10 protein-coding genes are annotated in these 14,169 nt (G+C 43.0%); 6 read left to right on the top strand and 4 right to left on the bottom strand.

Translation table 11 applies throughout. The annotated features are described in order from the left end of the window. Positions 1-8: 8 nt before the first annotated feature. The 3 genes from I585_RS14275 to I585_RS14265 all read right to left on the bottom strand — a co-directional run bounded on the left by I585_RS14275 (position 9) and on the right by I585_RS14265 (position 4,715). Positions 9-1,694 (bottom strand): glycoside hydrolase family 3 protein, encoded by a 1,686-nt coding sequence (locus tag I585_RS14275; protein ID WP_010742492.1) that lies wholly within the window; start codon positions 1,692-1,694, stop codon positions 9-11. A 312-nt stretch (positions 1,695-2,006) separates the two neighbouring features. Further along, positions 2,007-3,425 (bottom strand): glycoside hydrolase family 1 protein, encoded by a 1,419-nt coding sequence (locus I585_RS14270; protein WP_010742491.1) that lies wholly within the window; start codon positions 3,423-3,425, stop codon positions 2,007-2,009. Positions 3,426-3,428: 3 nt separating this feature from the next. Beyond that, positions 3,429-4,715, bottom strand: a complete 1,287-nt coding sequence (locus tag I585_RS14265; RefSeq protein WP_010742490.1) for a PTS sugar transporter subunit IIC — start codon at positions 4,713-4,715, stop codon at positions 3,429-3,431. Positions 4,716-4,856: 141 nt separating this feature from the next. Here I585_RS14265 and I585_RS14260 point away from each other — a divergent pair, with 141 nt between their 5' ends. Together I585_RS14260 and I585_RS14255 are read left to right on the top strand one after the other, a co-directional pair. Continuing rightward, complete coding sequence (locus tag I585_RS14260) at positions 4,857-5,660, top strand: MurR/RpiR family transcriptional regulator (protein WP_010742489.1); 804 nt, start codon at positions 4,857-4,859, stop codon at positions 5,658-5,660. A 35-nt stretch (positions 5,661-5,695) separates the two neighbouring features. Beyond that, a complete protein-coding gene (locus tag I585_RS14255; RefSeq protein ID WP_010742488.1) occupies positions 5,696-6,712 on the top strand; it encodes an AraC family transcriptional regulator in 1,017 nt (338 codons plus the stop codon). Between the two features lie 22 nt (positions 6,713-6,734). Here I585_RS14255 and I585_RS14250 read toward each other — a convergent pair whose 3' ends face one another. Further along, positions 6,735-7,697 carry an AraC family transcriptional regulator gene (locus I585_RS14250; RefSeq protein ID WP_010742487.1) on the bottom strand — a complete coding sequence of 321 codons (963 nt, stop codon included), beginning with the start codon at positions 7,695-7,697 and terminating at the stop codon, positions 6,735-6,737. A gap of 115 nt (positions 7,698-7,812) precedes the next feature. Here I585_RS14250 and I585_RS14245 point away from each other — a divergent pair, with 115 nt between their 5' ends. The 4 genes from I585_RS14245 (at position 7,813) to I585_RS14230 (ending at position 14,125) form a co-directional block, all read left to right on the top strand. After that, positions 7,813-10,203, top strand: coding sequence for a DUF4982 domain-containing protein (locus I585_RS14245; RefSeq protein WP_010742486.1), 2,391 nt, complete (start codon positions 7,813-7,815; stop codon positions 10,201-10,203). 138 nt (positions 10,204-10,341) lie between these two features. Further along, positions 10,342-11,559, top strand: coding sequence for an MFS transporter (locus tag I585_RS14240; RefSeq protein ID WP_010742485.1), 1,218 nt, complete (start codon positions 10,342-10,344; stop codon positions 11,557-11,559). 213 nt (positions 11,560-11,772) lie between these two features. After that, complete coding sequence (cysK, locus tag I585_RS14235) at positions 11,773-12,702, top strand: cysteine synthase A (RefSeq protein ID WP_010742484.1); 930 nt, start codon at positions 11,773-11,775, stop codon at positions 12,700-12,702. A 208-nt stretch (positions 12,703-12,910) separates the two neighbouring features. Then, complete coding sequence (locus I585_RS14230; protein ID WP_010742483.1) at positions 12,911-14,125, top strand: MFS transporter; 1,215 nt, start codon at positions 12,911-12,913, stop codon at positions 14,123-14,125. Positions 14,126-14,169: the final 44 nt, after the last annotated feature.

Raw genomic sequence — 14,169 nt, 5'->3', positions numbered from 1 at the left:
CTAATTCGTTATAATTTAGCGGTAAAATCTCCGCAAAATGGGTCTACAGGATTGATTCCTTCAAAGACTTCAGTGCCCGTCATTTTTCTGATTACGGCCTCGATACTTTCTTTATTGCCAGTGTACGTATTGATATACGTGGAGACAGTCGGAATATCGAATAGGTGATAAGGGTTCGCGGTGGAGACAAAAACTGTCGGAATTGATTTCATAAACCAAGGGGCATCGGCAGCCATCAAGTGAATCCAATCTAGACGAGTCGTGGTTTGGTTGCTGGCCGTCTCGATATTCGCGATATAGAGAGCTAAGTCGAATTTTTCATTCATTTCAGCAACGCCTTCTTCAAAAATCTCATGGAAGTCTAGGCGCTGACGATCATACAAAGACACGTCAAAGCCAAGAGCCTCTAATTGTTTCTGGAAAAGGTCAGAAACTTTTCCGCCTTCCTTGAAGCCGCCGTCATCGGAATCACCTAAAACCACCATTCGAATTCTCGGATACCGTTCTACTGTTAACGGCAAAAGCTGGTCACGATCCTTGACTAAGGTGACTGACTTTTTAGCAGCCGCTTCGGCTTTTTCTGCATGGGCTGCTTGCTTCAGCTCCAAGGTTTCAGGGGTAATCGCCTCAAATAGACCATGGGTAAGTTTCGTCGCAAGTATTCGTAGAACCGCTTCTTCAACACGTTCGATTGACAATGTGCCATTTTCGATCGCTTTTTTAATAAAGGCGTAGTCCTCATTAATGTTCTTATTGAATAAAATCATGTCGATTCCGGCATTAATCGTCGCCGGCAGCAGCTCTTCTCGAGGGAGAATAGCATTGTAGCCGATCATTGGTGTAGCATCGGTGATTGCAAGTCCATTAAAACCTAGCTTGTCACGCAAAAGACCATCGATCAAGTGTTTCGAAGCCGAGGCGGGTCTTAGGTCTGCGTCAGTTATTTCAGGGGAAATTTTTCTTTCCCAAGCCGGCAGCATAATATGACCGATCATGATGCTTGATACTTCTTGCTCGATAAATGTCTGATAAATTTTCCCATAAGAAGCCATCCATTCATCCGCTGGTAAAGAGTTGACGGTGCTTAGTAAGTGCTGATCTCGTTCATCTACGCCGTCGCCGGGGAAATGCTTGATGACAGGAAGAATCCCGTTTTCTTGCAGACCGTTGATTTGAGCAGCCGCCATTTGGATCACACGCTCTTGGTCACTGCCAAACGTTCGCGTATTCGTGATCGGATTACGGAAATTTTTGTCGATATCGACTATCGGTGAAAACGACATATTGCAGCCTACCTGAGCGGCCTCATAGCCCGCGACATTTCCTAGTTCATAGGCCTGTTTCGGATCATCTGTGGCTGCGATTTGCAGCGGCATCCCAAACCAAGTTCCTTCAGTGATAATTCCGTTGCCGCCGGATTCCAAGTTTGCCGAAAAGAATAAGGGCACATCGCTGGCATCTTGCGCAGCAGTTAATTGACGTTTGATTTTTTCTGCTGGGGCAGGGCGATACATCATACCGCCGGGACGATAGGTTTGGATAAATTCCTTGATATCTACTTGCTCCTCGTCCTGTCCAATGACAAAGAAAAGCTGGCCGATTTTGTCATCTAAAGACATGCTTTGGACTTGCTCGTGCAGTTGTTGAATTTGTTCTTTGGTTAAGTTATACGGCTTTTTCGTTAGATCTAACATGAATGATGAACCTCCAATGATTTAAATATACTTGTTCACGTTTTCATTTTAGCTTGGAAATTTGATGAGAACCATTGCGAAAAAACATCTGCAGTGTGTTCATTTCACGGCTTCAAGTGTGCCTCCTTCGTTGCTAAGAATAGTTTACGTGAGGGATTTCCTTTACATAATAAAAAAAAGCGACTTTAAGAGAAGAGAACCTATGAAATTTCAACTTTTTACGAAAAATACCTCAATTAAAACAGCTCTTCCTATTAAACTTAGACGACATATCTAGGATTAATACGAGGAGCTGCTTGAATACTATGAAAATCAGTTGCCGGTTCGTTCTTTTTCAATGTTGCGGCCATTGTGCTGGATGACCGATTGATAAAAATAGAAACTGTCTTTTTTATATCGTTTCAATTCTTTTTCTGAGAAATTATCTCGGTCAACGTAGACCAGACCATATCGTTTATCGATGCCATCATTCACACTTAACAGGTCGATAAAAGACCACGGATTAAAGGAAATGACATTTACACCATCCCGAATCGCTTCTCTGATTTGGTAAATATGGTCATTTAGAAAACGTACGCGCGTAGAATCATGAATTCTTCCGTCTTCTAATTGTTCTTTTTCCGACCAGCCGCATTCTGTGATCATTAAGGGCAGGTGCGGAAAGCGGTCATGGACACGTTGCAGCGCATACCGCATGCCAAGTGGATCAAATGAAAATCCCCATTCCGTATGCTGTAATGCTGGATCTTCATAGCGTTCAATTTGATCGACGACACCTGCGAGCATTTTAGAGGACGCTTGCTTATTGTGTCGAAAAATACTCGTGCAGTACCAGTTAAGACCTAGAAAATCTGCACGACCAGTTTCAAAATCTTTTTCATCTTCTGGTTGAATTGGCAAAGAGATTCCGTCTTCGACTAGTTTTCTCGTGTAGTAGGTAGGAAATTCTCCTCTAACAGCAACATCCATTGTAATAAAGCTGACCATATCTTCTAACGATTTGCCTAATAAGGCATCTGAGGATTTATGATCATAGGATAAGTTCGTCATGTACGAGACAGCAGGGCCGATCATGGCAGCCGGCAGCAGCTCATGGCAAAGATTAAAAACTTTTGCCTGTGCTAGAAACATATGGTAATTTGCATGCTCTGCCAGTTCTCGTAATTTTTTTGGATCATCATCCTTTAAACCGATCATACTCGGCACATTGACAAGCAACGAATGTTCGTTGATCGTCAGCCAATAATTGACCACATTGCCAAATTCGTCAAAAAGGAACTTGGCGTAGCGAACATAATCGTCAACACAGCGACGATCAGCCCAGCCATTGTATTGCTCCACTAAAGCCTGCGGCAGATCAAAATGAAAAATCGTGACAATTGGTTCGATCCCGCTCTTTTTCAAAAGAGTGATCAGGCGATGATAAAAAGCTAAACCTTTCGCATTAGGCTGCTGATCGTTGCCGTTGGGAAAAATCCTTGTCCAGCTAATAGAAAAGCGATAGGATTTTAATCCTAGTTCCTTCATCAACGCCACATCTTCTTCGACATGATGGTAGTGATCAACACTGACAGATGTGTCAAGAAATTCGCTGTCCATCGAGCGGATATCCGCGACAGAAAGACCTTTGCCATCCTCAGCAGAAGCGCCTTCGACTTGAAATGCTGAGGTACTTGCACCCCACAAAAAATTATCCGGAAAATCTTCGTTCAAACGGTTCAACACACTCATACTTTATTGCTCCTCTTCTTTTAACGCTTGATTGTCTAGAACTTTGAAAAATGGATAATACAAAAGCGCCAGTAAAATGAAGTTTATGATCCAAATAATCGGTCCTTGCCAGCCAACAGTAAATACACTGGCGATGACTTTTGGAAGAGTCCAAGGCATTCCCAACCCGATCATAGGGTTATAATTTGTGATAAAGCCGATTTTGACTGCGAATAGGGCAACACCGCCGCTTACTAAACTGGAAAGGGTGAAGGGAATGAATAGGATCGGATTAAAAACGATCGGCATTCCGAAAATGACGGGTTCGTTGATATTAAACAAATTAGGGACCAACGAAATTTTGAAAAATTCTTTGTACCGTTTAGATTTACCGATAAATAATCCCATAATCAATAAACTCAATGTTCCGCCTGCAGAATCATTGTTTACAAAAGCAAAGACAGCCAGGTTTTCTAAATGTGGAATTTGTTCGCCTGCTTGGAAGGCCGCGGAACTGCCTACCATCATTGAAATAATGATCGGCATAATCGCCGCCTGCACCGCTGCTGGATGAATCCCGAACAAAAACAAAATATTTGATAAAACAAAAATCAATAAAATCGCCGGAACAGAACCGCCAATATTCATCAACGGCTTAGCAATTAGTTGATTGATAAATTCAAAAAACGTCCCATAACTGGTGAAGTCAAAGGCCAACCTAAACAGGAAGACGAATAGAAATATGATGATTCCGATGACCAGCGGCTCCAAGGATTGACTGACCATTGAAGGGACGGAGTCTGGCATGCGGATGACCAATTTCTTAACACGACTGAGCTTCACATAAGAAGCAGCGACAAGTATAGCAACTAAAATAGCGACAATAATTCCTTCACTGCCAAGATAGTTCATAGAAAAGGCAGCAACCGCTTTTTCCCCTTCACCAATCGACTGCGGAGCCAGCATAAAAAAGCTAGCCAAACTTAGCAAACCAGCAACGATTCCATTTGCATGCGATCTTTTCCCATAGGAATAAGCGATTGCAAAAACAATAAAAACCGCTAGAATGTTAGTTGAGCCATTGACGATGGCGTTCATAGAGGCGGCGATGCCTGTACTCTGAAACCATTCGTTGACGAATTTTATTGGAAAATTCGCTAAAATGGAGAATACCGATGCGCCAATCGTAACAGGCAGCGTCATAATCATTCCCTCTGAGATACTTTGCATTACTTTGTTTTGGCCTAACTTGTTAGAAAAGGGGACGAGTGTTTTTTCTAACAGTTGTTGAAAGCGATCCATAAATTTCATTTTTCAACATCCTTTCTTTTTATGGGTTTATTTTATCAACCCCAGAAGCAGCTTTGTTTTTTGATCCATAGGTGTATTTTCTTATAGGATCAAAATTTCCAATTGTGTTGAAATTATCTACAATTTATAAAGGAGAAATTGATGAAGCAAACACTTGTACTTTTAGATTATTTGAATGAGCATGCGCTATCGGATACATTTTCGAGAATCATCATTTACATTTTTAAGTTTAAAACGCGCATTCCCGAGATGACCATTACAGAAATGGCGGAGGCTATTTTTGTCACTCCCTCTACGATCACCCGATTTTGCAAGCATTTTGGGTTTCGTTCTTTTTCGGAGCTGAAGGATCTAATCGAAACAGAAAATCGGACAGATCCTACTCGGTTGTTCCGTCTGAGCAGAGAAGAGTTTCAAACAATCTCAGCAGAACCTTTTCTTTCTTTTGAAGCATACGGGCAATCGATTATTCAGTCAATTCAAGATACAATAAACACGGTGGATATCGCTATGTTGGAGGAATTGATTCAGCTGATCAAGAAGCACGAGACGATCGTGATTTTTGGCTATAGCACATCCATTCAAACGGCACGTTCATTACAAGAGGGGTTGCTTCTATCGAATAAACTGGCTTATGTAGGCAGCAGTTATCAAGGGCAAAAAGAGCTGGCGCGAACATTAACGAAGGATTCTTTGGCTATCATTATTTCCTCCTACGGCAATTTCTTTTCGAATAATTCAAAGGTATTTGATCAGATACTTCGTTCCAATTGTTCTACCGCTTTACTGACGCAGCAGCAGAACAATTTTTTCAGCTCGTCAATCGATCATGTATTTAACATAAACTCAGAAAGCTTCCATAAAGTCGGCAGCTTTTCGATGAAATTTTTTATTGATTTTCTTTGTCGCAAATATTTTGATGACACACACAATAAGCAAGTTTAGGCATAACGTACGAAACACTGAAAGGGGAGAGTTCCATGGAGGAGAAAATTCTGGCAATTTTACAAGAAAAAAACCAGCCGCGTAACTGGGATGAGTTGGGACCGGAAATGAAGCCTAAACGTGCTGGAATAATGAAAAATGAACCCGTGTTTGAATTTTTTCATACCTTGGATGATTCATTAGAAGTCAACCCGCAATCGATTGCTATCTCTGTCCAGCCTGTACAATCTTTTATTCCGTACCATGTACATGACTATGTTGAAATAATCGTTCCGATCGCTGGCGAATGTACAGTCATCACTAAAAACGATGAGTTGAGATTGAAGCAAAATGATTTGATTATTATTGGAAATCATACGATTCATCGTGTGGAGCCGATCGAGGCGGAGAGCATCGTAATTAATCTGACGCTAAAGGATACTGCATTTAATTTGAACGACTATCATTTTATGTACGAGGATCGCGTGACGAAAAAGGTCTCCTCGCTGCTTTTTTCACTTCTTTCCAACGAGACGCAGGGAGAAAATATTTATCGGTTGTTTCGAACCAATCAGGACACAAAGATCCATTTGTTAGTGGAGGACATTATTCAAGAGTACTATTATCCAGATACTCAGTCGAACCAGATTATCCATTTGGAGCTGCTGACGTTGTTTGGGCGGCTGATTCGTTCGGCGGCGAATGAACAAGCAGTGGTTGCAGGAGAAGATGACGCCTCCGTTAATTTATTGTCGCTGCTGCTGTATATCGAAAAGAATTATGCACAAATTACTTTAGAAGAAATGGCGCAGCATTTTGGGTTTAATCCAAATTATTTATCTTCCTATTTAAAAAAACACACTGGTCTTTCATTTATCAAGCTGGTACATCTTCAGCGGGTAAATGTAGCGGCGGAATATCTGACCTATACAAACGCACCGATTGAGCAGATTGCAGTAAAAGTAGGATACGAAAATCCTTCTTACTTTTATAAAATGTTCCGTAAAAATCTAAAGATCTTACCAACAGAATATCGCGATAAATACTCTTTTAAAGCGAAAAAAACCGATTGAAGTGAATGCTTCAATCGGTTTTTTAGAGCTTAAATTTTTGGCGGTACTGATTAGGGGAGAAGCCTGTCTGTTTTTTGAAGTAATGGTAAAAGTAAGCTTCACTAGAAAAACCTAATCGTTCAGCGATCAGCTGGATAGTCAGATCGGTTGTATTTAATAACTGCTGCGCCTTCTGGGTTCGTATCATCTGGGCATAGGTGGCGATGGTCATTTTTGTTTGACGCTTCAGCAGGCGGTTCAGGTATTCAGGATTATAGTGCAGCGCGGCTTCGATTTCTTTTCGCGAAATGTTGCCGAAACGACTTTCGATCAGGTGGATCACCCGATTGACCAGATAATCCTCTTTGGACAGATCTAGATCAATTTGCTGAAGTGTGAACTGATTGGCATTTTCTAAAGCATCCAATAAGCGTAAAATCAGGCCTCGTTGGAAGTAGGAGCGGCCGATTTTAGACGTGGCTACCTCCAGCTGCAGCGAATCGATGATGACATGAAAGCCTTCGCTTTGATAGGGCAGACACGGAGAAAATTCGATGTAGCTGCGTTTCCACTGCGCGTCTGATTGCAGATTTTGCTGCAGAAATTGAAAAATCGGTCCGTCGCCTGAATCATTGGCGAATAAATCCCGCAGCAGGGCCGGAGATAAATTTAGAAACACAACGTTGCAGCCATCTGAAAGGATCTCTCGGTGCAAAATCTGTGTATTCAGCAGACAGCCTTCGCCTGCATGAAAAAGATACTCCTTATCCTCAATAAAATTCGTTAATTCTCCATGCAAAACATACATCAATTCGAAATTTTGATTTTTGTGCAATGCGTGATATTCCTCATCCTCAAAGGCCGAGATCTCACCGTCCTGGACTTTAGTATAGAGGATTTTCTCGCCGATTTTTTGTTTATAAAAAATGGCGATTGGCGAATGGGTACGAATTTGAGGAATCTCGGTATTCGCAGAATGGAGCTCAGAAAAGGGATCGTTGGTCATCATACACCTCCAAAAGGTCGGAAAAATACAGTAAACGTTTTCTTGAAGTCGGTATTTTTCATTATATCACAGAGCGGGACCGACTAGAATGAAGGATATCAGAGGAGGAACACAGATGCGAGAAAAGAAAAAACTAAATCAGCAATGGCTATTTCATTATGGCGAAATCGGCCTACCGAAAAAAACAGCCAAAAAAGCCCATGCTTTGGGTGGTTTTACGGCTCCCTTAGCGGAGGAAACCGGTGAGCCAGTCGAATATGGAGCAGGTGGGGAACACTTTTTAAAACTGATTGCTCAGGGGGATGCTGTTCAAGGATTGAAGAATTTAGCGGGAACGGATTTTGATTCAAAGCTCGATAGTCAATGGCAGCCAGTAACGATTCCACATGACTGGAAAATCAGCCACCCTCATAAGCGTTCGCCCGAATCACTAATGTCAGGTTCCAAGGAAGAAGGGATCGGGTATTATCGCAGGACATTTACTCTAGCCGACCGTCTTCTGAATAACTTTCGAGTTGTTTTGCACTTTGAAGGTGTCATGCGTGCGGCCGATGTTTGGTTGAATGGGGCTTATTTAGGTCGTAATGATAGCGGATACACCAGTTTTTCTTTTGATATCACTGAAATGTCCAGATACGAAGATGAGGGGGACAATGTTTTACTCGTCCGCGCAGACACGACGACTGGCGCGGAAGGCTGGTGGTACGAAGGGGCTGGAATCTATAGAGAGGTATGGTTAGAATTTTTACCCTTAGTATCATTTGATAAGAACGAAGCTTACATTTATACCAAAGAAATCCAAGACGATCAGGCGGTGATGGGCGCGGAGATTTGTATTGAGAATTTCTCAATGGAGACGGTAGAGGCGGCGCCTGTAATTAAGATCGGCGAACAGCTGATTCAGTTTGGCGTACAGACATTCGAACCGTTTGAAAAAAGAACGCTAAAGAAAACCTTCGTTTTACCTGAGCCAAAACTTTGGTCACCAGAAGAACCAGTATTGTATGAAGCACTTTTTCAACTGGAGACCGATGAATGCCGGAAAAATTTTGGTGTTCGTACATTTTTTTATGATACGCAGGGCTTTTATTTGAATGGCGAATCTTATGAATTGCGGGGTGTTTGTGAGCATCAGGATTTTGCTGGTGTGGGCGTAGCGTTGAATCAGGATCTAGTCGATTATAAAGTAAAAACAATGAAGGAAATGGGCGTCAATGCATGGCGCAGCGCGCATCATTTTGCATCTGAAGCGCTTCTAGATGCCTGTGACCGTTTCGGAATTCTTTTAATGAATGAAAATCGTTTACTGGAAAGTACGCCGTGGCGTGTGGCGGATTTAGAAAAAATGGTCAGAAGGAGCCGAATGCATGCGTCAATGGCCTTTTGGTCAGCAGCTAATGAGGAGGTTATTGGAAATACCGATCTGGGTAGCCGGATCGCGTCAAGACTGGTCGCCTGCATCAAGCAAAATAATTACGAGAGTTTGGTTGTTTCGGCGGAGCTGTTGAATCCGGCAGGTGTGGTGAATGAAAATTATCTGGCAAATTATGATGTTTTGGGAGTGAATTATCCAGAGGCAGACGCGATGGGACCGGGTGCCATCAAGATCAAGGAACAGTACCCGAAACTGCCGATCATGAGTACGGAAAGCGCCTCTTACTTTTCTACGCGGGGAATCTATCGGGACGATGAAGAACGATGCCAGTGTTCAAATTTTGGTTCACTGTTTTCGATGATTCTGCCAGGAAAACGGCAACCAGATGATCCAGGTGCAGGAGGAACCGCCAGACCAGAAAAAGTGATGACTTATTTAGCGGAACATTCGTATATGGGCGGGGTCTTTTTATGGACGGCCTTTGATTATTACGGAGAACCTTCCCCATTTGGCTGGCCCGCTATTTCTTCTCAATTTGGGATCGCTGATTTGTGCGGATTTCCCAAAGATTATTACTACTATTATCAAGCGTTTTGGAGTAAAGAGCCGGTTCTTCACATCATGCCTCATTGGAATGAAGAGGGGTTGGAGATCGATGATCAAGGAATGGTCGCGGTACGTGTATTCAGCAACGCAAGTGATGTTGAACTGTTCGTCAATGGAAAAAGCTGCGGTAAAAAAGGCATCGCTGGTTGTATCGCTAATTGGAAAGTTCCTTATGATGCAGGAAAAATTTCGGCAGTAGCTTACGAAGAAAATGAATCCATCGCTGAAGCGGGTGTTGAAACGAGTTCGACGATTCATTCAGTTAAAAGCGAAAAAATTTACGAAGGAAAAGAATATTGTCTATGTAAATTAGAAGGGGTGGATGACCAGCAGCGACTGGTTCCGACCGCAGACAATAAACTATCTCTTTGTGTTCAAAACGGAGAGATCATCGGTGTGGCGAATGGCGACCCAATCAATCATGATCCTTACAGCTTGGAGTGCGTCCGACTATTCCAAGGAAAGGCACTGGTAATCGTTCGGATAGACAAGGAAGTTCAATTGGAAGCAGATATTCAAGAGTAAAAGGATAGGGCTGGAAAGACAATCTATGAAAAGACCACAAAGCGCATGAATTTTGCATATGGTGAGGATTTTTTTTCTAGCCTATACTTTATTTATCGATTGAAAGCGGAAACAAAACTATGAAGGAGCGCAATTATTATGAATAAGAAAAAATTATCTCTAGCTTTAGGTATTTTAAGTATGAATCTTTTGTTGATGTCTGGATCGGTTGTTGGTGCGGCGATCGCAGCGATCTCCAAATCCTTCCCGCAGGAGCCGATCTCAAAGGTGCAAATGCTCAGTTCGATCCCGCAGTTGGGACAATTAGCCGCGACTTTACTTTTTACATGGCTAACTTACAAGATGACACGAAAGAACATTGGTGTGATCTCTGTAGCAATCGTAGCGATCAGCGGTCTGCTGCCGGTCTTCTACAATAGCAGCTTGAACATCATTTTAGCGTGTATGATCGCTTTAGGATTTGGACTTGGCCTAATCAGCAATGTGGGTCCTGTTCTTTTGCAGGAACATTTTGATGGCGAGGAACGCGCATCTGTTATGGGATGGGCTGTAGGATTTAACAATTTAGGCATGATGGGCTTCACTGCTATCGGCGGAATGCTGGGAAGTAGCAACTGGCAAAATTTATTTTGGGTCTATGGGGCAGCGATCATTATTCTTTTAGTTGTTTTGGTGTTGGTACCGAAGGATCGAAAATTATCAGAAGAAGAGGTCTCTAACCAACGTTCGATTAGTTTTGGAAAGACGTTAAAAAGTTTAAATGGGTACGTTTATGTGATGTTGATTGTAACCTTTGTTACCTCTCTTTGCTTAATGATTTTTATGGCGAATCAATCGATTTTATTAGCTTCAAAAGGCAACGGGACAGGCTATACCGCAATGGTCACAGCGCTAGGAAACGTTGGCGGGATTTGTACCGCATTTGGATTGAAGTATATTCGCAAACTTACTAAGACTGACACGATGGCCTGGGGATTTGTCGCATTCGCATTGTCTTATGTCTGCATCGTCTTTTTCAATAATCCAGTCCTGCATATCGCTGGAAACATGTTTTCCGGCATGGGCATCGTTATGGTAAATGCAACGATTCCATTCGAATTATCTATTTTAGCGAATCACCAGCAATTTCCTGTGGCGATCGCCATGAATACACTGATTTCATCCATCGCAGGATTCGCGGCACCGATCATACTTGCGGCAACCAAAATCTCAGCCGGTGCGAATTCGTATCTTGCAGGTATCGCGATCAGCGGTTTGATGGCTCTTATATTATTAGTTACACGTTTGGGCACTCGTATTGAAAAAAAGTCGGAACAAGCAACGATCAGTCGTAATGAAGGCGTGCAGGAGGCCTAAATAAAAACAAGCGCTCAATCATCTTCCCAGATGGTTGAGTTTTTTTTGAGAAAACAACAAAGTACGAGATTCAAGCTGATGGCGGGCACCGTTGAAGTGTACCCATAACTAAAATCAATGGACAGTCATAAAAAAGCACAATTAGCTAAAGCAGCTGAGTAGCAGGTATAGTTTAGGTAATCGAATCAGAAGAAATTGACTGGAGGAATCAGAATGGGAAAAATTTATCCATCCATTTTATCATTAATCGGTGAGACACCGATTGTGAAATTGAACTCAGTAGTACCGGAAACGAGCGCAGAGGTTTATGTGAAATTGGAATTTTTTAATCCAGGCGGCAGTGTGAAGGATCGAATCGCACGCAGCATGATCGAAGCGGCAGAAAAAGAGGGGCGATTGAAAGCAGGAGACACGATTGTAGAACCGACTAGCGGCAACACAGGTGTTGGTCTAGCTATGGTAGGTGCGGCTAAAGGGTATCCAGTGATCATTGTGATGCCGGATACGATGAGTGTCGAGCGGCGAAAATTGATTCAGGCCTATGGTGCAACGTTGATATTAACCCCAGGATCGGAAGGGATGAAGGGGGCGATTGCGAAAGCGAGCGAGTTAGCGAGTCAAGAACACTTCTTTATGCCGCTGCAGTTTGACAATCCCGCCAATACAGCAGCGCATCGAGAAACTACGGCAAAGGAAATTCAAGAAGCGTTTGGTCCAACGGGACTTTACGCATTCGTTGCGGGAATCGGTACAGGCGGAACGATCACAGGTGTTGGACAAGAGCTGAGACGAACCAGCCCAAGAATAAAGATTTATGCGGTAGAGCCTGAAGAGTCTCCAGTTTTAAAAGGTGGAAAGCATTCACCACACAAAATTCAAGGCATTGGTGCAGGATTTGTGCCTGAAATTTTAGATACGACGATTTATGATCACGTACTTTCGGTTTCTAGTGAAACGGCTTTGCAAACAGCCAGAGAAGTCGCCGCAAAGGAAGGAATTTTAGTAGGAATCTCGGCAGGTGCGGCAATACATTCAGCTATTCAAGTGGCTGGTGAATTAGGGCCGGATAAAAAGGTGCTGGCGGTCGTCCCAGATAATGGAGAACGGTATCTCTCTACGGCATTGTATCAAATAGAAGAGTAAAGCATGCACAAAACAAAAGCAGTTATCTATTCAAAGGATAACTGCTTTTTTCTCATGCATGAAAAAAATGAAGGGATAGCTAACAATAACGTTCGACTGGCTAACTAGAATTTGAAAAAAAGAGGAAGTAAGTAAATAACCCTCCACTAAGACACCACTCTGCTTTTTTCCAGTAGACTTTTCTGGTGACAAGAAAGCGGGGGATCTTATGTTGACAAAAGAAATACACGAGCGGCCGCAAATGTGGCGGCGAAATACGGTGCTGTTTATCATTAGCCAAGCGATCACGCTTTTCGGTTCATCGATTGTTCAGATGGCGATCATCTGGCAGGTAGCGCTGGAGACATCGTCCGGATTATGGATGACCATCCTTACATTAAGTGCCACGGTTCCGCAAACGATTATTTCCTTTTTTGGTGGGGTGTGGGCGGATCGCTATCCAAGAAAACGGCTCATTTTATTAGCTGATATGGGAATCGCAGTAGTGACTCTTTTTCTAGCGTTGGTATTTCTGTTTGGGGAAACGGAAACCATCCTCCCATGGTTGATTTTAGTTTCGGCTCTGCGCTCGATTGGAACGGGGATTCAAACCCCCGCAGTGAGCGCCGTGATTCCGCAAATCGTCCCGGAGAAACACCTGATTCGATACAACGGGATCAACGGCAGTATGATGACCATCGTGCAATTTGCTTCGCCAGCAGTCGCAGGGGCGGTTTTATCCATAGGTTCATTTCATTGGACATTGCTGCTGGATGTTGCCACTGCAATAGTCGGTATCTCGATCTTATGTTTAGTGTCTATCACGCAGCAGCGAACCTCAGAACAGGAATCCTCCAAGTCATTTTTTACTGACATGAAGGCCGGCATTTCCTATGCCGCAAGTGAAAAAAAGGTAAAAAGACTGCTGCTCAATTATGGCGCGTTCATCTTTCTGAGTGTTCCGTCTAGCTTTCTAACGGTTCTGATGATCGAAAGAACCTTTGGCGACAGCTATACGTTTCTTACAGTAAATGAGATGGCTGTTTTTGCCGGAATGGTCTTGGGTGGTATCCTGCTTGGCATTTGGGGTGGATTTAAGGACAGAATGAGGACACTCGCATTCGGGTTGCTAGGTTTTGGCGCGATCTCGTTGGCACTTGGTTTTACCTACAGGTTCTGGTTATTTGCGGTTCTCATGTTTTTGATGAGCTTTTTTATCCCAGTCGTTCAATCTTCAACTACCACGATGCTGCAAGAGCATGTTCCTGAAGAGAAACAAGGGCGTATCTTCGGTCTTTTAGGTGCGATGTACAGCGGATTTATGCCGCTCGGTACCGCGATTTTTGGACCACTGGCGGATACGATTAAAATCCAGTGGATGGTAATCGGCTGCGGTGTACTTATCGTGTGTCTTGGGATGCAGCAGATTTTTCGAAAAGACTAAGCGCAGCTAGAATATAAAAATGTAGAAACGTATGGTTTAAGCAA

It is taken from the genome of Enterococcus malodoratus ATCC 43197 (genome assembly GCF_000407185.1).
GTDB lineage: Bacteria > Bacillota > Bacilli > Lactobacillales > Enterococcaceae > Enterococcus_A > Enterococcus_A malodoratus.
This window is presented reverse-complemented; position numbering and strand designations above follow the sequence as displayed.

What these genes read in the sequence shown, in the direction of transcription:
- I585_RS14270 (WP_010742491.1), bottom strand. Translation starts at nt 3,425, where the DNA reads ATGAGTGTGTTGAACCGTTTGAACGAAGATTTTCCGGATAATTTTTTG.
- I585_RS14250 (WP_010742487.1), bottom strand. Translation starts at nt 7,697, where the DNA reads ATGACCAACGATCCCTTTTCTGAGCTCCATTCTGCGAATACCGAGATT.
- I585_RS14255 (WP_010742488.1), top strand. Translation starts at nt 5,696, where the DNA reads ATGGAGGAGAAAATTCTGGCAATTTTACAAGAAAAAAACCAGCCGCGT.
- I585_RS14275 (WP_010742492.1), bottom strand. Translation starts at nt 1,694, where the DNA reads ATGTTAGATCTAACGAAAAAGCCGTATAACTTAACCAAAGAACAAATT.
- I585_RS14240 (WP_010742485.1), top strand. Translation starts at nt 10,342, where the DNA reads ATGAATAAGAAAAAATTATCTCTAGCTTTAGGTATTTTAAGTATGAAT.
- I585_RS14230 (WP_010742483.1), top strand. Translation starts at nt 12,911, where the DNA reads ATGTTGACAAAAGAAATACACGAGCGGCCGCAAATGTGGCGGCGAAAT.
- I585_RS14265 (WP_010742490.1), bottom strand. Translation starts at nt 4,715, where the DNA reads ATGAAATTTATGGATCGCTTTCAACAACTGTTAGAAAAAACACTCGTC.
- cysK (WP_010742484.1), top strand. Translation starts at nt 11,773, where the DNA reads ATGGGAAAAATTTATCCATCCATTTTATCATTAATCGGTGAGACACCG.
- I585_RS14245 (WP_010742486.1), top strand. Translation starts at nt 7,813, where the DNA reads ATGCGAGAAAAGAAAAAACTAAATCAGCAATGGCTATTTCATTATGGC.
- I585_RS14260 (WP_010742489.1), top strand. Translation starts at nt 4,857, where the DNA reads ATGAAGCAAACACTTGTACTTTTAGATTATTTGAATGAGCATGCGCTA.